Genomic DNA, 18,728 nt, shown 5'->3' on the forward strand with positions numbered 1-18,728 from the left:
ACCATCCCGGGCGACTTCAACCGCGTCAGCGTGGCCGAGGTCGAGAAACTGGCCGGCGGCGACGCCTCCGGACGCGTCCAGCGCTAGGCCCCGGCACGAGACCATCATCGCGGGGGCGTCCGGCCAGACCGAGCGCCCCCTTCGCCTTCGGGAGGAGGTTTCGCATGTACGTCCGCTGCGCCCATTTCGTGGGGACCGTCGCCCCCGAGAACCGCGCCCGCTTCGATTCCTTCATCGATGCCGAGTGCGCACCGATCATCGCCACTTTCCCCAACCTGCGGTCGTTTCGCATCCTGCGCGGCCGCTGGTACGAGGAAGGCGCCCCCGACATCTACATGACCATCGAGCTGACCTTCGATGCCCCCGCCGACATCGATGCCATGCTGGCGTCCGGGGCGCGGGCGAATAATGTCGCGAAGATGAAGGAGATCATGCCGCTGTTCGAGGGCCGGGTCTTCCACATCAACCTCGAAGTCGGGCCCCGCGGCTGAACCAATTTCGGTGAATTTCGGTGACAGTGCACTTAATTCGCGGCAACGGCGGCGTCCACTTGGAATGGAAGACGTTGTCGAATTAAGTGCACTGTCACCGAAATTATTAGTCGTCGGCACCGTAAAGGGCGGTGCCGTCGACGCCGAGCCGGGGCGGCAGGCCGAAGTCCGGCTCCTCGTCGCGGGCGAATTCCGACCAGCGCTCGAAGACGTCCTCGGTCGAGCCCCGTAACGGCCCGCGGTTCTCGATGTTGAGGCTGGCGGCGACGGCGGCGAAATTGGCGCATTCGGCCAGGCGCTCGCCGCGCAGCCGGCGGCTCATGAAAGCCGCCAGATAGGTATCGCCGCAGCCGGTGGCGTCCAGCCGGCGGCGCGGCGGCACCGCCGGAATTTCCAGCATGCCCTCGGGGCCGAACACCAGGGAACCCCGGCTGGCCTTGGTGACGATGACGGTGCCGGCGCCATCGGTCCGCACCCGCTCCGCCGCCTCGGTCACCGAGGCGAGGCCGGTGAAGGTGACGATTTCCTCGTCGTCGGCCTGGAAGACGTCGACGTGGCGCAGGAAGGCGCCCAGCCCCGGGCTGTGGCTGGCCACCACCTCGCCGCCCGCGATGTCGCGGGTCAGCCCCTGGACGTCCAGCGCCACCGTCGCCCCCAGCTTGGCGTAGTGGCGGATGATGGTGGGGTCGACGTCCTCCTTGGTCAGCGGGCCGACATGGACGAGCCGGGCGCGCAAGGGCGGCAAATCCTCGAGGAAGATACCGCCGGCCCGGGCGTCGACGTGCTGCATGCGGATGTCGGAATTGTCCGCCGCGTAGTAGTTGCGAAAGACGGTGGTGCGCTCGGTGGCCATGTTGAAGACCTCGACGCCGGCCCGGCGCAGGGGGCCCAACAGCGCCCCCTCGTCCTGGCGCGCCACCTTGGTGACGACGGCGGTGCGAAGCCCCAGGCTGGCATAGACGATGGCCGAGTAATAGGCGGTGCCACCCGGCGAAGGCTCGTATTCGCTGCCGCCGATGGTGTTGACGTCGCGCACCACATGGCCGATCACACTGACGTCGAACATGAAACTCCATCCCCGTCGCAATGGATCTGTTGAATAGGAGCCGGACTTCGCCCTGTCAAGCGGCCGGCCACCCGCCGGTTTGACTGAAAATGTAATAAAATTAACATTTCCTCTGATTTCTGCTATGCTTTACAAAAAAAGAACACAGGGAAGCCGCATCAGGAGGCAACGGTGCGTGGGAATCAGGGGAGCAAAATAAGCGCCCGCCAGCAGGCCATCGTCCAGCTGGTGCGGCAGCGCGGATTCGCCACCATCGAAGCGATGGCCGAGGACTTCGGCGTATCGGCCCAGACCATCCGGCGCGACATCATCGAGTTGAGCCAGAGGAACCTGCTGGAGCGCTATCACGGTGGCGCCGGACTGCCCACCGGGCGCGACCGTCTGGCCTATTCCAGCCGGCGGGTCCGCAACGCCGCCGAAAAGAGCCGCATCGCCGCCATGGTGGCGGCCGAGATTCCCAACGGCGCCTCGCTGTTCCTCGACATCGGCACCACCACCGAGGCGGTGGCCGAGGCGCTGGTCGGCCACCGCGAGCTGCGCGTCATCACCAACCACATCGGCGTCGTCACGCTGTTCTGCGAACGCACGGATTTCGAGGTCATGCTGCCGGGCGGCATGGTGCGCAACCGCGATCGGGCCATCACGGGCGAGGCAACGTCGGAGTTCCTGCGCCGGTTCCGGGTCGAATTCGGCATTTTCGGCGTCGGCGCCATCGATCGCGACGGCCACCTGCTCGATTACGACTACCGCGACGTCCAGGTGTCGCGCACGGCCATGGAAGTGGCGCGCAAGCGGTTCGTCGTCATCGACAGCAGCAAGTTCTTCGGCGACGCCATGATGCACCTGGCGCACGTCGCCGAGATCGACGCCCTGTTCACCGACGCGCCGCCGCCCGAGGCGATCGCCGAGCAGTTGGCGCGGCACAACGTCAGCCTGTTCACCGCCCCGCCGGAACCGGCGAAGGCCGGCGAAAGCCCTTAAGCAATGTAAGGAATTTCACAAATCTGTAAATTTTCTTACACCGAAACGCCTTTTTGCCGTGACAGAACACGGCCTATAGCCTGAAGGAATGTAAACGCCCATGTCGGCGATCGAACTGCAACATGTAACCAAGTCCTGGGGGAACACCGTCGCGGTGCGCGACGTGTCCTTTCTTGTCGAGGAGGGGACCTTCGTGGTGCTGCTCGGCCCCTCGGGCTGCGGGAAGTCGACCTCGCTGCGCATGGTTGCCGGCCTCGAAGACACCGCGCAGGGTCGAATTCTCATCGGCGGCGAGGACATGACCCACGTGGCGCCCGCCCAGCGGCACGTCTCCATGGTTTTCCAGTCCTACGCGCTGTTTCCGCACCTCGACGTCCGCCAGAACATCCTGTTCGGCCTCAACGTGCGCAAGGTGGCGACGGCCGAGAAGGAGGCGCGTCTGAAGCGCGTCGCCGAACTGGTTGGGCTTTCCACCCTGCTCGATCGCAAGCCGGCGCAGCTTTCCGGCGGCCAGCGCCAGCGGGTCGCCCTGGCCCGCGCCATCGTCGCCGAGAACCCCATCTGCCTGATGGACGAGCCGCTGTCCAACCTCGACGCCAAGCTGCGCCACGAGATGCGGGTCGAGATCCGGGCCCTGCAGCAGCGCTTAGGGATGACCGTCGTCTACGTCACGCACGACCAGGCCGAGGCCATGAGCATGGCCGACCGCATCGTCCTCATGCGCGACGGCGAGATCGAGCAGGAGGGCACGCCCGACGATCTCTACAGCGCCCCGGCCACGCTGTTCGCGGCCGGCTTCATCGGCACGCCGCCGATGAACCTGCTGACGCTGGCCGACGGCCCCATCGGTGCCGTCATCGCCGGCGGCGACGGCCCGGCCGTGCTGGAGGGCGGCGGGGCCGGCCTTACGCTCGGCATCCGGCCCGAACATGTCGTCGTCGCCGCCGACGGCGGCGGCATTCCGGCCCGCCTGATCGCCTCGGACTACCTGGGCGCCGATACCGTGGTGACGGCCCGCGTCGGCGGCCAGACCATCAACGCCCGGGTTCCCGGGCACTATGCCGTCTCGCCCGACCAGGAGGTCCGCCTGCGCTGGGCGGCCGAGGCCCTGCACGTCTTCGACACCCAGACCGGCCGCCGCGTGGCCGGCCACCGGCCGCGGCAGAATGCAGACTGAAACGACGAGGAGCGAGGCACCGCAAGGGCGGTGCCGGTTAACCCGATGAGGAGGCAATCATCATGATGAAGAGAGCGAAGACATTGCTGGCCGGGGTCGGCCTCGCCGCCGCCCTCGGCGCCGGCGCCGCGACGCCGGCATCCGCCGTCGATCTGACCATGTACTATCCCATCGCCGTCGGTGGGCCGCTGACCGGCGTCGTCGACGGCATGGTCGCCGATTTTATGAAGGCGAACCCCGATGTCAAGGTGAAGGCCATCTACGCCGGCAACTACGACGACGCCCGCGTCAAGGCCCTGGCGGCGCTGAAAAGCGGCCAGCCGGCCCAGACGTCGGTGCTGTTCTCGATCGACATTTACGAACTGATCGAGCAGGACGCCATCGTCGCCTTCGACGACATCGTCTCGACGGCCGAGGAAAAGGCCTGGCTCAACAGCTTCTATCCGGGGCTGATGGAAAACGGCAAAACCAAGGGCAAGACCTGGGGCATTCCGTTCCAGCGTTCGACCATCGTCATGTACTACAACAAGGACGCCTTCAAGGAAGCCGGCCTCGATCCCGCCAAGCCGCCGGCAAACTGGGACGAGATGGCGGCAATGGGCAAGAAGCTGGTCAAGAAGAGCGGCGGCCAGGTTGAACGCTGGGGCGTCATGGTGCCCTCCACCGGCTATCCCTACTGGATGTTCCAGGCCTTCGCCATGCAGAACGGCGAAGTGCTGATGAACAGCGAGGGCAACCAGACGTACTTCGACAAGCCCGCCGTCGTCGAAGCCCTGACCTATTGGCAGAAGCTGGGCAAGGACGGCACCATGCCGGCCGGCGCCATCGAGTGGGGAACGCTGCGCCAGAACTTCGTCGAGGGCAAGACCGCCATGATGTGGCACACCACCGGCAACCTTTCGGCGGTCAAGAAGGAAGCCAAGTTCGACTTCGGGGTCGCCATGCTGCCGGCCAAGAAGCGCCTGGGCAGCCCGACCGGCGGCGGCAACTTCTACATCTTCAAGCAGACGACGCCCGAGGAACGCAAGGCGGCCATGCGCCTGATCAAGTTCATGACCGCCCCCGAAATGGCGGCCAAGTGGAGCATTGCGACGGGCTACATGGGCGTAAGCCCCGCCTCCTACGAAACCGACGTCTTGAAGAAGTATGCCGCCGACTTCCCGCCGGCCGCGGTGGCCCGCGACCAGCTGAAGTACGGCACGGCCGAGCTGTCGACCTATCAGACCGGCCGTGTGCGCAAGGCCCTGAATGACGCCATCCAGGCCGTGCTCACCGGCGCCAAGGAGCCGGCGGCGGCGCTGAAGGAGGCGCAAGGCCAGGCCGACCGCCTGCTCAAGCCCTACCGCTAAAGGAAAGGCGGTTGATGACGGAGTCACCCCCACCCCGGCCCTCCCCCATCCAGGGGGAGGGTGCCGGCCTGGAGACCTCTTCTTCCTTCCCTCCCCCCTCGCGGGGGAGGGGTAGGGAGGGGGGGACGGCGGCCGTCGGCGATTTCGCGGAGTAGACCACCCCATGCGACTGCCGCAATCGACCCTCAACACCATCCACGGCTGGCTGCTGCTGACGCCGGCCGCCGTCCTGCTCGTCGCCTTCACCCACTACCCGACCGTCGCCACCCTGATCCAGAGCGTCTTTTCCTCCGGCACGGCGCTGCGTCCATCGGTCTTCGTCGGGCTCGACAACTACCAGATGATGCTGGACGACCCGGTGTTCTGGAAGGTGGTCGGCAACAACCTGACCTACGCCTCCTTCACCATTCCGTTCAGCATCGCCATCGCGCTTTTGATGGCCCTGTGGGTCAACGGCAAGCTGCCGCTGCGCGGCGTCGTGCGCATGGCCTATTTCACGCCGACCATCCTGCCGATGATCGCGGTCGCCAATATCTGGCTGTTCTTCTATTCCCCCGACATCGGCCTCTTGGACCAGATCACCCGCACCTTCGGCTTCGCCTCCACCAACTGGCTGGGCGACGCCGACACCGTGCTCGGGTGCATCATCGTGCTGGCCATTTGGAAGGACGCCGGTTTCTTCATGATCTTCTACCTGGCCGCCCTGCAGGCGCTGCCGCCCGATCTCGAGGAGGCGGCCAAGCTGGAAGGCGCCGGGCGCTGGTACTTCTTCCGCAAGGTGACCTTCCCCCTGCTGATGCCGACCACCCTCTTCGTGATGATCAATGCCGTCATCAATTCCTTCAAGCTGATCGACCAGCTGTTCATCCTGACCAAGGGCGGGCCCGACAATGCCAGTTCGCTTCTGCTCTACTACATCTACGAGGTGGCCTTCAGCTTCTTCGACGAGGCCTACGCGGCGACCTTGACCGTGGTCCTGTTGGCGGTACTCGCCATCATCGCCATCGGCCAGTTCGTCATCCTCGACAAAAGGATCCACTACCGATGATCGCCGGAACCCGACATCGCCTGGGCGACCGCCTTGAAACCGGGGCAGCCTGGCTGCTGGCCTTCCTGTGGCTGCTGCCGCTCATCTATGCGTTCTGGAGCGCCTTCCACCCGTCCGAGTACGCCACCCGCTTCTCGCTGTTTGCCCCCGTGACGCTGGATAACTTCCGCATCGCCTGGTCGTACGCACCGTTCGCCCGCTATTTCTTCAACACCTTCGTGCTGGTCAGTTCCATCCTGGCCGCCCAGTTCTTCCTCTGCACGCTGGCCGCCTTTGCCTTCGCCCGCTTCGAGTTCAGGGGCCGCGACGTCGCCTTCGCGCTGGTCCTCGTGCAGTTGATGATCATGCCCGAGGTGCTGATCGTCGAGAACTACCGCACCATGAGCCACCTCGGCCTGGTCGACACCATCCTCGGCATCGGGCTGCCCTATATGGCCAGCGCCTTCGGCATCTTCCTGTTGCGCCAGACCTTCAAGACCATCCCCAAGGAACTGGAGGAGGCGGCCCGCGTCGAGGGCTGCTCGACGCTCCAGGTGCTGTGGAAGGTTTACGTGCCGCTGGCCAAGCCCACCTACGTCGCCTACGGCCTGGTCTCGGTCAGCTACCACTGGAACAACTTCCTGTGGCCGCTGGTCATCACCAACTCGGTCACCACCCGGCCGCTGACCGTCGGACTGGCTATTTTCGGAGCGCCCGAATCCGGGGTAAACTGGTCGATCATCACCGCCGGCACCTTGCTGGCGGTGGCGCCGTTGCTGGTCGCCTTCCTTCTCTTCCAGCGGCAGTTCGTCCAGTCCTTCATGCACGCGGGCATCAAATGACCCAGATCCTCACCTGGAACATTCAATGGGGCCTCGGCACGGACGGGCGCCTCGACCTGGGGCGCATCGCCGCGACGATCGCCGCCATGGGCGAACCCGACGTGCTGTGCCTGCAGGAGATCGGCCGCCACATGCCCGGCGCCGGCGGCGAGGCCATCGACCAGGCCCGCGAACTGGCCGCCCTCTTCCCCGACATGGAGTGGGTGTTCGGCGCCGCCGTGGAACGGTCCGGCGGCCGGGGACAGCCGCGCCAGCGCTTCGGCAACATGATTCTCACGCGCCTGCCGGTGCTCCAGGCCTTCCGCCATCCGTTGCCGCAGCCGCCCGACGCCGCCGTCAAGCACATGCCGCGCCAGGCCACCGAGGCCGTGCTGAAGGCGCCCTTCGGCCCGCTTCGCGTGGTCACCACCCACCTCGAATACCACTCGGAAACCCAACGTCTGGCCCAGGTGGAAAGGCTGCGCGCGCTGCATGCCGAGATCGCCGCCAACGTGCGCGCGCCCGGCGTCCAGCCCCCCGACGGCCCCTACGCGGCGCCGCCGCGCCCGGTGGCCTCGGTGGTGTGCGGCGACTTCAACATGGTGCCCGACGACGCCGTTTACGGGGCGACGAGCGCGCCCTTCGCCGACGGCACGCCGCCCCTGATCGACGCCTGGCGCCACGCCCATGGTGACCGCCCGCACGCCGCCACCTGCGGCATCTTCGACAAGGAGCAATGGCCGCAGGGCCCGCATTGCCGCGACTTCCTGTTCGTCACCCCCGGCATCGCGGCGCGCATCACGGCCATCGACGTCGACCAGAAGACGAACGCCTCCGACCACCAGCCGGTGCTGTTGAGGCTGGCCGACTGAACGGGCCGACGGCGGCTCCAACCGCCGTCAAGAAAGCTTCCCCGCGACGACGCTTGATTGTCACGATTCCGGTCCAATGTCTCCGTTGTGTGCTTTGTCGCTCGAAGGGAGAAAAGCCATGGCCCGCGCCGGATTTATCGCCGTGCTGGTCCTTCTCGGTGCGTGGACGATCCAGGCCGCGCACGCCGATGTCGTGGAACTCGGCCCCCGGCCCTATTTCCTGATCGACCAGATGAAGGACGGCCCGCTCAAGTCCAAGCTGCTTGCCTGCGCCGACAATTCCTTCGAACGGAAGCAATTCTCGATCGGCCATCGCGGCGCCGCGTTGATGTTCCCCGAGCATACGGCCGAATCCTATCGGGCGGCGGCGCGCATGGGGGCCGGCATCATCGAATGCGACGTCACCTTCACCAAGGACAAGGAACTGGTGTGCCGGCACGCCCAGAACGACCTGCACACCACCACCAACATCCTGAAGACGCCGCTGGCCGCCAAATGCACCAGGCCCTTCTCGCCGGCCGGCGGCGCGCCGGCCTCGGCCGAGTGCCGGACCAGCGACGTCACCCTGGCCGAGTTCAGGACGCTTGCCGGCAAGATGGACGCCGAGAACAAGAAGGCCGGGAACGTGGACGAGTACATGGACGGCACGGCGGACTGGCGGACCGACCTCTATGCCGCCAGCGCCGGCACGCTGATGACCCATGCCGAGTCGATCAAGCTGTTGCGCTCGCTGGGCGCCAAGTTCACGCCCGAGCTGAAATCCCCCTCCGTTTCCATGCCTTACGACGGCCTTACCCAGGAAGCCTACGCCCAGAAGATGATCGACGAGTACAAGGCGGCGGGCGTGCCCCCCGAAGACGTGTGGCCGCAGTCCTTCAACCTGGCCGACGTCCTTTACTGGATCAGGAACGAACCCGCGTTCGGCAAGCAGGCCGTCTATCTCGACGAACGCGACAGCGAAGCCGGGTTGAATCCGATGAACCCCGCCACCTTCAAGCCGACCATGGCCGAACTCAAGGCCATGGGCGTGAACTACATCGGCCCCCCCTTGTGGATGCTGGTGACCGTGGAAGGGGGCCGCATCGTGCCGTCGGCCTATGCCAAGGAAGCGCGTGCGGCCGGCCTCAAGGTCATCGCCTGGAGCCTGGAGCGCTCCGGGCCGCTCAAGACCGGCGGCGGCTGGTATTACCAGTCGATCAAGGCGGCGACCAAATCGGACGGCGTCACGTACGAGCTGCTCGACGTGCTGGCGACGGAGGTCGGCATCGTCGGCATCTTCTCGGACTGGCCGGCCACCGTCACCTATTACGCCAACTGCATGGGCCTGGACTGATCCCGGCGGCGGCCGGATTCCGGTCCTCCTTGAACCCGCCGGCCGCGTTCCCACATTTCTTGTGCGGTTATCGTGAAGCCGCACCAACAGGAGAACTCGGCATGGGAAAGAACGTGGGAACGGTGGATCGCATCCTGCGCCTGGTTGTGGGGGCCGTCCTGATCGCGCTCGTCTTCGTCGGGCCGATGACGCCGTGGGGGTGGATCGGTATCGTTCCCATCCTGACCGCGCTGATCGGCTGGTGCCCGGCCTATACGCTGTTGGGCATCCGCACCTGCCCGATGGAAAAGAAAGTATAAGCGGGACGGCAGCGCCGCCTGCTTCTGTCGTCATGCCCGGACTCGTTCCGACGAGATGCACACATCTCGGACACCTTGCTTATCTCCCTCTCCGCCCCCAGGGGGTGGAGAGGGTCGGTCCAGCGGAGCCGGATCAAGGGAGGTGAGGTGGGGATTTCGGGCATTCCCCCCGCGAACACGACGGCGGCACCTCCACCTCACCCTCCCCATCGCTGGCGCGATGGGTCCCCTCCCTCTCCCCCGCCGTGCGGCGGAGAGGGCGAATTTATGCGGCTTTCGCTACCAGCCGAGATGTGTGAATCCGGTAGGACTCGTTCCGGGCATCCACGTCTGTTTTGAAGTCGTGGACCTGCCTTCGCCGAAGCGAAGCTGCTTCGGCTTCGCGCAGGCAGGTGGCCGTGACAAGCACGGCCATGACGACAAAGCGAAAAGGCTGTCGGGTTTCCGGCTACCGGGCGCGAAGGCCGGGGAATAAACCGGGCGGCCGGGTGTTGATGGGATAGGCGAAGGGGCTTGGGACCCTTCCGGGATATTCGGGGAACGGGCGGGCGTGGACAGGCGGCAGGCCATCGTCGAGCAGATTCCGCACTTGCGGCGCTATGCCCGCGCGCTGGGGCGCGACCCGGGGGCGGCCGACGACTTGGTGCAGGATTGCCTGGAGCGGGCGCTGTCGCGCTTCCACCTGTTTCGCGCCGGCACCAACCTGCGCGGCTGGCTGTTCACTATCCTGCACAACCTGCACGTCAACCAGGCGCGCCGGGCCGTCCGCCGGCCGGACGACGTGGCGCTCCCCGATGGCGGCGGCGAAATGGCGGGGCCGGCCAGCCACGGCCCCGACCGCGGCCTGCCGGTACGCGACCTTGGCCGCGCGCTCGACGGTTTGCCCGCCGACCAGAGGGAAGTGGTGCTGCTGATCGGACTGGAGGAAATGAGCTACAAGCAAGCGGCCGATGTCCTGGGGGTGCCGTTGGGCACCGTGATGTCGCGCCTGGCGCGCGGCCGCGAACGGTTGCGCCAGCTGATGGACAACGGCGACGCGCCCGTCCTGAGGAGGGTGAAATGACCGCGCCCCGCCCGATCGACGAGAACACGCTCAACGCCTATGTCGACGGGCAGATCGACGAGGCCGCCCGCCAGGAGGTCGAGGCGTGGCTGGCCACCCATCCCGACGAGGCGGCGCGTGTCCAGGCCTACCGGGCGCAGAACGCCGGCCTGCATGCTCTCTATGACGGCGTCCTGGGCGAGCCGCTGTCACCCGCTCTGGCCGCGCTTGCCGCCGGCACGCCCAAGGCGCGGCCGGCCCAAGGCTGGCGGCGCCTCGCCGCGGCGCTGCTGCTTTTCGCGCTGGGCGGCGGCGCCGGCTGGGGCCTGCACGGCCTGGGCGAGGGCGCCGGTCCGCTGGCCGAGCCGGGCTTCGTGCGCCGCGCCGTCGGCGCCCACATCGTCTACGCCTCCGAGGTCCGCCATCCGGTCGAGGTGGCGGCCGACCAGGAAGCGCATCTGGTCGGCTGGCTGTCGAAGCGGCTGGGCAGCCCGCTCAAGGCGCCCAAGTTGGCTTCCCTCGGTTTCTCGCTGGTCGGCGGCCGGCTGCTGCCCGACGAGGGAACGGCGGCCGCCCAGTTCATGTACGAGGACGCCTCGGGCCGGCGCCTGACGTGCTACGTGCGCGCCGCCAGCGAGCGAGAGGACACGGCTTTCCGCTTCGTCTCCGAGCGCGGGGTTTCTGCTTTCTACTGGGTGGAGGCGCCCCTGGCCTATGCGCTGATCGCCGAGATGCCGAAAGACGAGCTGCTGCCCATCGCCCACGCCGTCTACGCCGAGTGGGAGCGCTGACGGCGCTTGGCTGGAAGCCGTTTACTCAGCGCAGCGCCCGCCCCAGCGGCGCCATCATGGCCAGCAGCGCCACGCAGACGCCGGTCAACACCGCCAGCGGAATGGTGAAGCCGCCGGCGACATCGGCGATCAGGCCGACCGATACCGGCCCCAGCACGCCGCCCACCTCGGCCGCCGAGAAGAACAGGCCGCCGGCCATCCCGGCGCGGCGCGGCCCGACGTCCGGGATCTCGATCAGGATCAGCATGGCGACCGCCATCATGGCGCCACGGGCCACCCCCTGCAGGATGAGGCCGCCGGCCAGCATCATCCCCTCGGCCCCGTGCAGCAGCAGCGTGGCGCCGGCCGCCGCCAAGTACAGCGCGCCCAAGATGGGCAGGCGGCGGGACGGCGTCGCCAGCCGGGGCAGGATCAGCGCCGCGCTGACCCCGATGGCGGTGGGAACCGTCGACCAGAAACCCGCCCGCGCGGCATCCATGCCGCGGCTGACCAGGATCTCGGGCAGCCAATTGTCGAGCCCGTGGTTGAAGAAGAAGATGCCGATGCTCATCAGCAGCACCCAGCGCACCGCCGGCACCCTGAGCAGGCGGACGAACGCCTGGACCTGCGATTCGCCGGTGCCGCCGGCCGGCCTCGCCTCGACGGCGCGATAGACCGGATGGGCGGTGATCGCCAGCCACACCAGGCCGGTCGCCAGCACCAGGCCGCCATCCGCCCACAGGACGGCCCGCCAGTCGCCGCCCAGGGCCGGCATCAAAAGGCTGTTGGTCAGCGAAAAGGCCGCCATGTTGCCGAAAGCCAGCCCGGTGATGTAGACGCCCATGGCGAAGCCGCGCTCGCGGCCCTCGAACCACAGGCTGGTCAGCTTGGGGGCGCCGATCGACACCAGGGGGCCGCCCAGGCCGAACACGGCCACCGCCAGGAACAGGCTGAGGTGGCCGGTCGCGACGCCGCGCAAAAGGTTGGAGCCGGCAATCGCGACCAGCGCCATGAACAGGGCCCAGCGCGGCCCGGCGCGATCCAGCAGCATGCCGCACGGCAGCGCCGAGGCGATGTAGACCAACTGCCAGGCACCCAGCACGGTACCCATGCGGGCGTGGCCGAGCCCGAGGTCGGCGCCGACGACGCCGACCAGCGGCGCCAGGGTGACGGTGGTCAGGCCGAAGCTGAAATAGGCCAGCCAGACGCCGGCCAGCACGACCCAGCGGTAAGGATGGGAGGCGGCGGAAAAGCCCGCGCCGGAGGCAGCGTCGGGAGCGGAATCGGAAGCGGCGCTCATGGATGGGTCCGTGGGTTGTGGCGGGGCGAGACTAGCCCATCGGCCGGCCGGAGCAATACGGAATGTTATCGGCGCCGCCAGCCGTTGCCGTGCCGGGGCGCCCGCCCTACAATCGGCCCATGCGCATCCTGGTGATCGAGGACGACGAGGCGGCGGCGGGATACCTGGCCAAGGGGCTGGGCGAAAGCGGCTATGTGGTCGACCGCGCCGCCACCGGGCCGGACGGCCTGGCCATGGCCGTCACCGAAAGCTACGACCTGATCATCGCCGACCGCATGCTGCCCGGCATCGACGGCCTGCTGGTGGTCGAGGCCCTGCGCAAGAAGGGCGACGATACGCCGGTGCTTTTCCTGAGCGCGCTGGGCCAGGTCGACGAGCGGGTGCGCGGTCTCAAGGCCGGCGGTGACGATTATCTCGTCAAGCCTTACGCCTTCGCCGAACTGCTGGCCCGCGTCGAAGTGCTGATCCGCCGCAAGAGCGGCCGCGCCGAGGAAACCGTGCTCAAGGTGGCCGACCTCGAGATGGACCTGCTGGCCCGCCGGGTGACGCGGGCGGGCACCGAAATCCCGCTGCAGCCCCGCGAGTTTCGCCTGCTCGAATACCTGATGCGCCACGCCGGCCAGGTGGTGACCCGCACCATGCTGCTGGAGCACGTGTGGGATTACCACTTCGACCCGCAGACCAACGTCATCGACGTCCACGTCAGCCGGCTGCGCCAGAAGATCGACAAAACCTTCACCTCCCCGCTGCTGCATACCGTGCGTGGGGCCGGATACAGCCTCCGTGCGCCCGAATAGGCTGCTCGCCAGCTCGACCTTCCGCTACGCGCTGGTCTACGTGGCGATGTTCGGGGTGTCGGTGGTCGGCATTCTGGCCTTTGTCTATTGGGAGGCGGTGGGGGTGGTCAGCGGCCAGACCGACGAGACCATCCGCAACGAGATCGCCTCGCTGGCCGAGCACTACCAGGAGCGCGGGCTGGGCCAGCTCATCTCGGTGATCGCCGAGCGCAGCGGCAATCGTTTCGGCCAGCGCGGCATCTATCTGCTGGCCGACCCCGAGTACCGGCCGCTCGCCGGCAACATCGACGCCTGGCCGACGGTGGCCAGGGGCGAGCCCGGCTGGGTCGACTTCCTGATCGGCACCGAGGCCGGTCCCCGCCCGACCCGCCAGTTGGCCCGCGCCCATACCTTCGTGCTGCCCGGCGGCTTTCGCATGCTGGTCGGGCGCGACACCACCGAGCGCACGGAACTGCGCAGCCTGATCACCGAGGCGCTGCTGGGGGCGCTGGCGCTCACCACCTTCCTCGCCATCGCCGGCGGCGTGGTGATGAGCCGCAATCTGCTGCGCCGCATCGACACCATCAACCGCGGCAGCCAGGCTATCCTCGCCGGCGACTTCCGGCGGCGCATGCCGCTCAAGGGCAACGACGACGAATTCGATCAGCTGGCCGCCAACCTCAATCGCATGCTGGAGCGCATCGAGCAACTGATGGCCGGCATGCACAACGTCGCCAACGACATCGCCCACGACCTGCGCAGTCCGATCTCGCGGCTGCGCAGCCGGCTGGAGGTGACGCTGCTGTCGCCCCAGGATGCCGCGACCTATCGGACGGCCCTGGAAGAGACCATCCGCGAAACCGAGGACATTCTGGCCACCTTCAACGCCATCCTCGACATCGCGCTGGCCGAATCGGGGGCGCTGCGAAACGAGTTCGACGACTTCGACCTGGCGGCACTGATCGCCGACGTCGCCGAGTTCTACGCGCCGGTCGCCGAGGAGAAGGGCTCGACGGTGACGGTGGACGCGCCGACCCCGCTGGCCATCCGCGGCAACCGCCACCTGCTGTCGCAGGCGCTGGCCAACCTCATCGACAACGCCGTCAAGTACGGCGGCGGCCGGGGCCCCATCGAACTGACCCTGCGCCGCGAGGGAACCGCCGCCGTCGTCGCCGTCGGTGATCGCGGCCCGGGTATCCCCGAGGATCTGCGCGACAAGGCCTTGAGGCGCTTCGTCCGGCTGGAAGCCAGCCGCCACACCCCGGGCAGCGGCCTCGGTCTCGCCCTGGTGGCGGCGGTGGCGCAACTGCACGACGCCGAGCTTCGGCTGGAGGACAACGAACCGGGCCTCAGGGTGGTGCTGCGCCTGCCGGTGACCTCGGCCGCTCCCGTCCGCAAGACCAAGGTCGTCCGCCCCCCGGTCGTCAAGAAGACCGGCTGACCGGTCCCCCAGGCCCGAGTGCTGTCAGCCGGCGCGGACGCTGGCGAGGAACTTGTCGACCTCGGCGCGCAGCGTCTCCGCCTGGCGGGACAGATCGGCCGCCGTCGACTGGATCTGCGTGGCCGCGGCACCGGTTTCATTGGCCGCTTGGCTGACCCCTGCGATGTTCGAAGAGACCTCCTGGGTGCCGGCCGCCGCCTGCTCGACGTTGCGGGCGATCTCCTGGGTGGCGGCGCCCTGCTCCTCGACCGCCGAGGCGACCCCGGCGTTGACCTCGTTGATCCTGGAGATGGTGCGGGTGATCGATTCGATGGCCGAGACCGCCTCCTGGGTCGCCGACTGGATGCCGGCGATCTGGGCGCCGATTTCGTCGGTCGCCTTGGCCGTCTGGTTGGCCAGGTTCTTGACCTCGGAAGCGACCACGGCGAAGCCCTTGCCGGCGTCGCCCGCCCGCGCCGCCTCGATGGTGGCGTTGAGCGCCAGCAGGTTGGTCTGCTCGGCGATGTCGGTGATCAAAGCCACCACTTCCCCGATCTTGTTGGCGGCCTGGGCCAGGCCCTGGACCTTGACGTTGGTCTGCTCGGCCTCGCTCACCGCGGCCGAGGCGATTTGGGAGGCCTGCGTCACCTGGCGGCTGATCTCGGAAATCGAGGACGACAGCTCTTCGGCGGCGGAAGCCACCGTCTCGACGTTGGCCGAGGCCTGTTCCGAGGCCGCCGCCACGGCGGAGGCTTGTCTCGTCGCCTCTTCGGCCGTTGCGCTCATCGCCTCGGAAGAGGACTGCATCTCGGTCGCCGCCGAGGACACCCGCCCGACCACTTCGCCGACCGAGGTCTCGAACTGGTCGGCCATGCGCACCATCGCCGCGCGCTTTTCCGCCTCGGCCCGACGGTCCTTCTCTTTCTGCTCGGCCTCAAGCCTGGCCTTCTCGATGGCGTTGTCCTTGAACACCTGCACCGACGCCGCCATGCGACCGATCTCGTCGGCCCGCCCCAGGCCGGGAACCGCAATTCCGGTATCGCCCCTTTGCAGGCGGCCCATCGCCTCGGTCATCAAGCCGAGCGGCCTGAATTGCCGGCGAACGAAAACCAGCGCCAGCACGGCCACCACGCCGCCCAGCACGACCGCCGCCAGGAAAATACTGTTGCGGACCTCCGAGACGACATCGAGGAATTCGCTCTGCCGCAAGCCGACGTAAAGGATTCCGATCACGTCGCCGGTTGCCGATGTTATGGGGTCGTAGGCGGTGAAATACTTCTCGCCCAGGATGTCGGCTTCGCCGCGAAACGCCTTTTTCGCCTGAAACAGGGTGTCGTGGATGGGTCCCTGGGCCAGCTTGGTGCCGACCGCGCGCTTGCCGTCGGCCTGCACGACATTGGTGGAAACCCGGGTGTCGCCCATGAAAATGGTGGCGGTCCCGCCCACCAGGTCCTTCACCCGGTCGACCACCTCGAAGTTCCCGTTGATCTCATGGGAATCGGCATACAATTTGCCGTTCTCCACCCGGAAGGTCGATCCCTTGTGGCGCAACAGTTCCCACGCCACGCGCATGTTGGCGTCCTGGCGGAACTGCGCCTGCTGCCGCATTTGCGATTCGAGGATGTAGGTGGCGACCTGAACGACCGCCACGGTGACCAGGACAATGCCGGCCACCGTCAGAAGTGTCATCTTTTGCGCCAACGACAGGCGCCGCAGGACCTTGAACATGGCGATCTCCCAACGTTGATTTGTCGTCGGACACGCACAAGTTCAAGTTTACCAGCCTGCGTCACGCGGAGATGAACAAAAAGAACAAATTTGTTTCGATTTGTGAATGCATTGTTACAATTAAGGTTTTCTGCAATTGAAGGGCAGGCCGCGACACGAATCCCCGTCACAGACGGCTTGCCCCAGCTTACCGTCACCCGCTTCAGCGATGGGCACGGCTTCGCTATAAGATGTAGAGGCCGGTGGCGATGACGATGGCGACAGCCCCACAGCGCGAGGTCGAACTGCACCGCCCAGCCGATCTGGGTGTATTCGAAGGGGCTGACCACCGGGGCCCGGAGCCAGCTTCAGCGCATAGGTCATGGCGATCTGGGCCAGCCCGCCGACGACGCAGCCCCCCAGGGAGTAGATCGCACGGACTGGCGCAACCCGATTGCTGAGGCGCTGCTGGGCGCGTTGGCGCTCACCACCTTCCTCGCCATCGCCAGGGGCGTAGCGATAAGCCGCAACCACCCCGGGCCGCGGCCTTGGCCTCGCGCCTGCGTCAGGCGGCGCGCACGTTGGCCAGGAACTTGTCGACTTCGGCGCGAAGCGTCTCGGATTGTTGGGACAATCCGGCCGCCGCCGACTGAATCTGGGTGGCCGCCGCCCCGGTATCGTTCGCGGCCTGACTGACGCCGCCGATGTTGGAGGAGACCTCGTGGGTGCCCGCCGCCGCCTGCTCGACGTTCCTGGCGATCTCCTGCGTCGCGGCGCCCTGCTCCTCGACCGCCGAGGCGACGCCCGAGTTGACCTCGTTGATCTTGGAGATCGTCCTGGAGATCGATTCGATGGCCGCCACGGCGTCCTGGGTCGCCGATTGGATGCCCGATATCTGGGCCCCGATCTCGTCTGTCGCTTTGGCCGTCTGGTTGGCGAGATTCTTTACTTCCGAGGCGACCACCGCGAAGCCCTTGCCGGCATCCCCGGCCCTGGCCGCCTCGATGGTGGCGTTCAAGGCCAGCAGATTGGTCTGCTCGGCGATGTCGGTGATCAGCGCCACCACTTCCCCGATCTTGTTGGCGGCCTGGGCCAGCCCCTGGACCTTGACGTTGGTGGCTTCCGCCTCCTTGACCGCCGCCGAAGCGATTTCGGAAGCCTTGGAGACCTGCCGGCTGATTTCGGCGATCGAACTCGACAGTTCCTCGGCCGCCGAAGCGACGGTCTGCACGTTGGCCGAGGCCTGTTCGGAGGCCGCCGCCACGGCGGAGGCCTGACGGGTCGTTTCCTCGGCCGTCGCGCTCATCGCCTCGGAGGACGATTGCATCTGGGTCGCCGCCGCCGACACCTGATTGACCACCTGTCCGACCGAGGCCTCGAAGTCGGAGGCCAGCTTCAGCACGGCCTGGCGCTTTTCCTCCTCGGCCTTGCGTTCGGCTTCCACCTGCGCCTCGCGCATGCGGTCCATCTCGAGGGTCTTTTCCAGGAACACGTCCATGGTCCGCGACAAATCGCCGATCTCGTTCTTCTGGTCGGTGAACTTGACCTCGATCGACTTGTCGCCTTCGGCCAGGCGATGCATGTTGGTGGCGATGTAGGAAAGCGGCCGGGTGATGCCTCGGCTGATGACGATCGAAGCACCGGTCACGAGAATGAGGATGACCAGGGCGACGCCACCGACGACCATGAGCAGGTCCATGAAGATGGCTTCGACATCGTCGACATAGATGCCCGACGCCACGAACCAGTTCCAGTCGGCAAAGGGCTTGACGTAGGTGATCTTGGGCGACGCCTTCTGTTCGCCGGGCTTCGGATAGGAATACGCGACGAAGCCGCCGCCCCTCCTGGCGACGGAGATCATCTCGACATTGTACGCCTTGCCGTCGGCGTCGACATCGCCTCTCCCATCGTGGCCCACCAGCTTCGCATTGATCGGGTGCATCGCTATGGTGCCGTCGAAGGAGCTGATCCAGAAATACTCGTTGTCGCCATAGCGCATGGCGGCGATCACCTTCTTCGCCATCTCCTGGGCGTCGGCGCGGCCCATGCGGCCGGCCTTTTCTTCCCCGGCGTAATATTCAAGGGCGCCGAAGGCGGTTTCCACCACATGCGCGGTCTTGATCTGGCGATCCTCGAACAGGTTGGCGTGGATGGCGGAAAGGGAATACCCCCCGACGCCGGCGATGCCGGCGATCGCCCCGGCGACAATCAGCATCAATCGGGAATTGATTTTAAAACGATCAAGAAGCATCCACGTTTCCCTTTGAGATTTTCAGCGATTCGCGTGCCTATAGACT

17 protein-coding genes are annotated in these 18,728 nt (G+C 66.9%); 13 read left to right on the forward strand and 4 right to left on the reverse strand.

Going from position 1 to position 18,728, the window contains the following annotated elements; all coding sequences use genetic code 11:
- Positions 1–164: 164 nt before the first annotated feature.
- On the forward strand, positions 165–491 hold the full coding sequence (locus tag ODR01_RS00005; protein WP_316975535.1) for an EthD domain-containing protein: 327 nt from the start codon (positions 165–167) through the stop codon (positions 489–491).
- 106 nt (positions 492–597) lie between these two features.
- Here the strand turns inward: ODR01_RS00005 and ODR01_RS00010 are convergent, their stop codons facing one another.
- Positions 598–1,557, reverse strand: coding sequence for a PfkB family carbohydrate kinase (locus tag ODR01_RS00010; RefSeq protein WP_316975536.1), 960 nt, complete (start codon positions 1,555–1,557; stop codon positions 598–600).
- A 171-nt stretch (positions 1,558–1,728) separates the two neighbouring features.
- On the opposite strand from ODR01_RS00010, the gene ODR01_RS00015 reads away from it, so the two are divergent.
- From ODR01_RS00015 to ODR01_RS00060, 10 genes are all read left to right on the forward strand, one after another.
- Complete coding sequence (locus ODR01_RS00015; RefSeq protein ID WP_316975537.1) at positions 1,729–2,538, forward strand: DeoR/GlpR family DNA-binding transcription regulator; 810 nt, start codon at positions 1,729–1,731, stop codon at positions 2,536–2,538.
- Between the two features lie 100 nt (positions 2,539–2,638).
- A complete protein-coding gene (locus tag ODR01_RS00020) occupies positions 2,639–3,715 on the forward strand; it encodes an ABC transporter ATP-binding protein (RefSeq protein ID WP_316975538.1) in 1,077 nt (358 codons plus the stop codon).
- A 62-nt stretch (positions 3,716–3,777) separates the two neighbouring features.
- Positions 3,778–5,064, forward strand: coding sequence for an ABC transporter substrate-binding protein (locus tag ODR01_RS00025; RefSeq protein WP_316975539.1), 1,287 nt, complete (start codon positions 3,778–3,780; stop codon positions 5,062–5,064).
- Positions 5,065–5,227: 163 nt separating this feature from the next.
- Positions 5,228–6,112: a carbohydrate ABC transporter permease gene (locus ODR01_RS00030; protein ID WP_316975540.1), complete on the forward strand. Its 885-nt coding sequence runs from the start codon at positions 5,228–5,230 to the stop codon at positions 6,110–6,112.
- Positions 6,109–6,933 (forward strand): carbohydrate ABC transporter permease, encoded by an 825-nt coding sequence (locus tag ODR01_RS00035; protein ID WP_316975541.1) that lies wholly within the window; start codon positions 6,109–6,111, stop codon positions 6,931–6,933. The genes ODR01_RS00030 and ODR01_RS00035 overlap by 4 nt, the downstream gene beginning before the upstream one ends.
- Entirely contained in the window at positions 6,930–7,784 is an 855-nt protein-coding gene (locus ODR01_RS00040; protein ID WP_316975542.1) for an endonuclease/exonuclease/phosphatase family protein, read from the forward strand. The genes ODR01_RS00035 and ODR01_RS00040 overlap by 4 nt, the downstream gene beginning before the upstream one ends.
- A 118-nt stretch (positions 7,785–7,902) precedes the next feature.
- A complete protein-coding gene (locus tag ODR01_RS00045; RefSeq protein WP_316975543.1) occupies positions 7,903–9,117 on the forward strand; it encodes a glycerophosphodiester phosphodiesterase family protein in 1,215 nt (404 codons plus the stop codon).
- Positions 9,118–9,218: 101 nt separating this feature from the next.
- A complete protein-coding gene (locus ODR01_RS00050) occupies positions 9,219–9,416 on the forward strand; it encodes a YgaP family membrane protein (RefSeq protein ID WP_316975544.1) in 198 nt (65 codons plus the stop codon).
- 550 nt (positions 9,417–9,966) lie between these two features.
- Positions 9,967–10,479, forward strand: a complete 513-nt coding sequence (locus tag ODR01_RS00055; RefSeq protein WP_316975545.1) for a sigma-70 family RNA polymerase sigma factor — start codon at positions 9,967–9,969, stop codon at positions 10,477–10,479.
- On the forward strand, positions 10,476–11,249 hold the full coding sequence (locus ODR01_RS00060) for an anti-sigma factor family protein (protein ID WP_316975546.1): 774 nt from the start codon (positions 10,476–10,478) through the stop codon (positions 11,247–11,249). Before ODR01_RS00055 ends, ODR01_RS00060 begins: the two co-directional genes overlap by 4 nt.
- A gap of 25 nt (positions 11,250–11,274) precedes the next feature.
- On the opposite strand, the gene ODR01_RS00065 is transcribed toward ODR01_RS00060, so the two are convergent.
- Positions 11,275–12,528 (reverse strand): MFS transporter, encoded by a 1,254-nt coding sequence (locus ODR01_RS00065; protein ID WP_316975547.1) that lies wholly within the window; start codon positions 12,526–12,528, stop codon positions 11,275–11,277.
- 119 nt (positions 12,529–12,647) lie between these two features.
- On the opposite strand from ODR01_RS00065, the gene ODR01_RS00070 reads away from it, so the two are divergent.
- Complete coding sequence (locus tag ODR01_RS00070) at positions 12,648–13,325, forward strand: response regulator transcription factor (RefSeq protein ID WP_316976192.1); 678 nt, start codon at positions 12,648–12,650, stop codon at positions 13,323–13,325.
- Positions 13,312–14,745, forward strand: a complete 1,434-nt coding sequence (locus ODR01_RS00075; protein ID WP_316975548.1) for a sensor histidine kinase — start codon at positions 13,312–13,314, stop codon at positions 14,743–14,745. The genes ODR01_RS00070 and ODR01_RS00075 overlap by 14 nt, the downstream gene beginning before the upstream one ends.
- 24 nt (positions 14,746–14,769) lie before the next feature.
- On the opposite strand, the gene ODR01_RS00080 is transcribed toward ODR01_RS00075, so the two are convergent.
- The gene (locus tag ODR01_RS00080) at positions 14,770–16,452 is read right to left on the reverse strand and encodes a methyl-accepting chemotaxis protein (RefSeq protein ID WP_316975549.1); all 1,683 of its coding nucleotides are present in this window, start codon (positions 16,450–16,452) and stop codon (positions 14,770–14,772) included.
- Between the two features lie 544 nt (positions 16,453–16,996).
- Positions 16,997–18,682, reverse strand: a complete 1,686-nt coding sequence (locus ODR01_RS00085) for a methyl-accepting chemotaxis protein (RefSeq protein WP_316975550.1) — start codon at positions 18,680–18,682, stop codon at positions 16,997–16,999.
- Positions 18,683–18,728: the final 46 nt, after the last annotated feature.

The organism is Shumkonia mesophila (assembly GCF_026163695.1).
Lineage (GTDB): Bacteria > Pseudomonadota > Alphaproteobacteria > Rhodospirillales > Shumkoniaceae > Shumkonia > Shumkonia mesophila.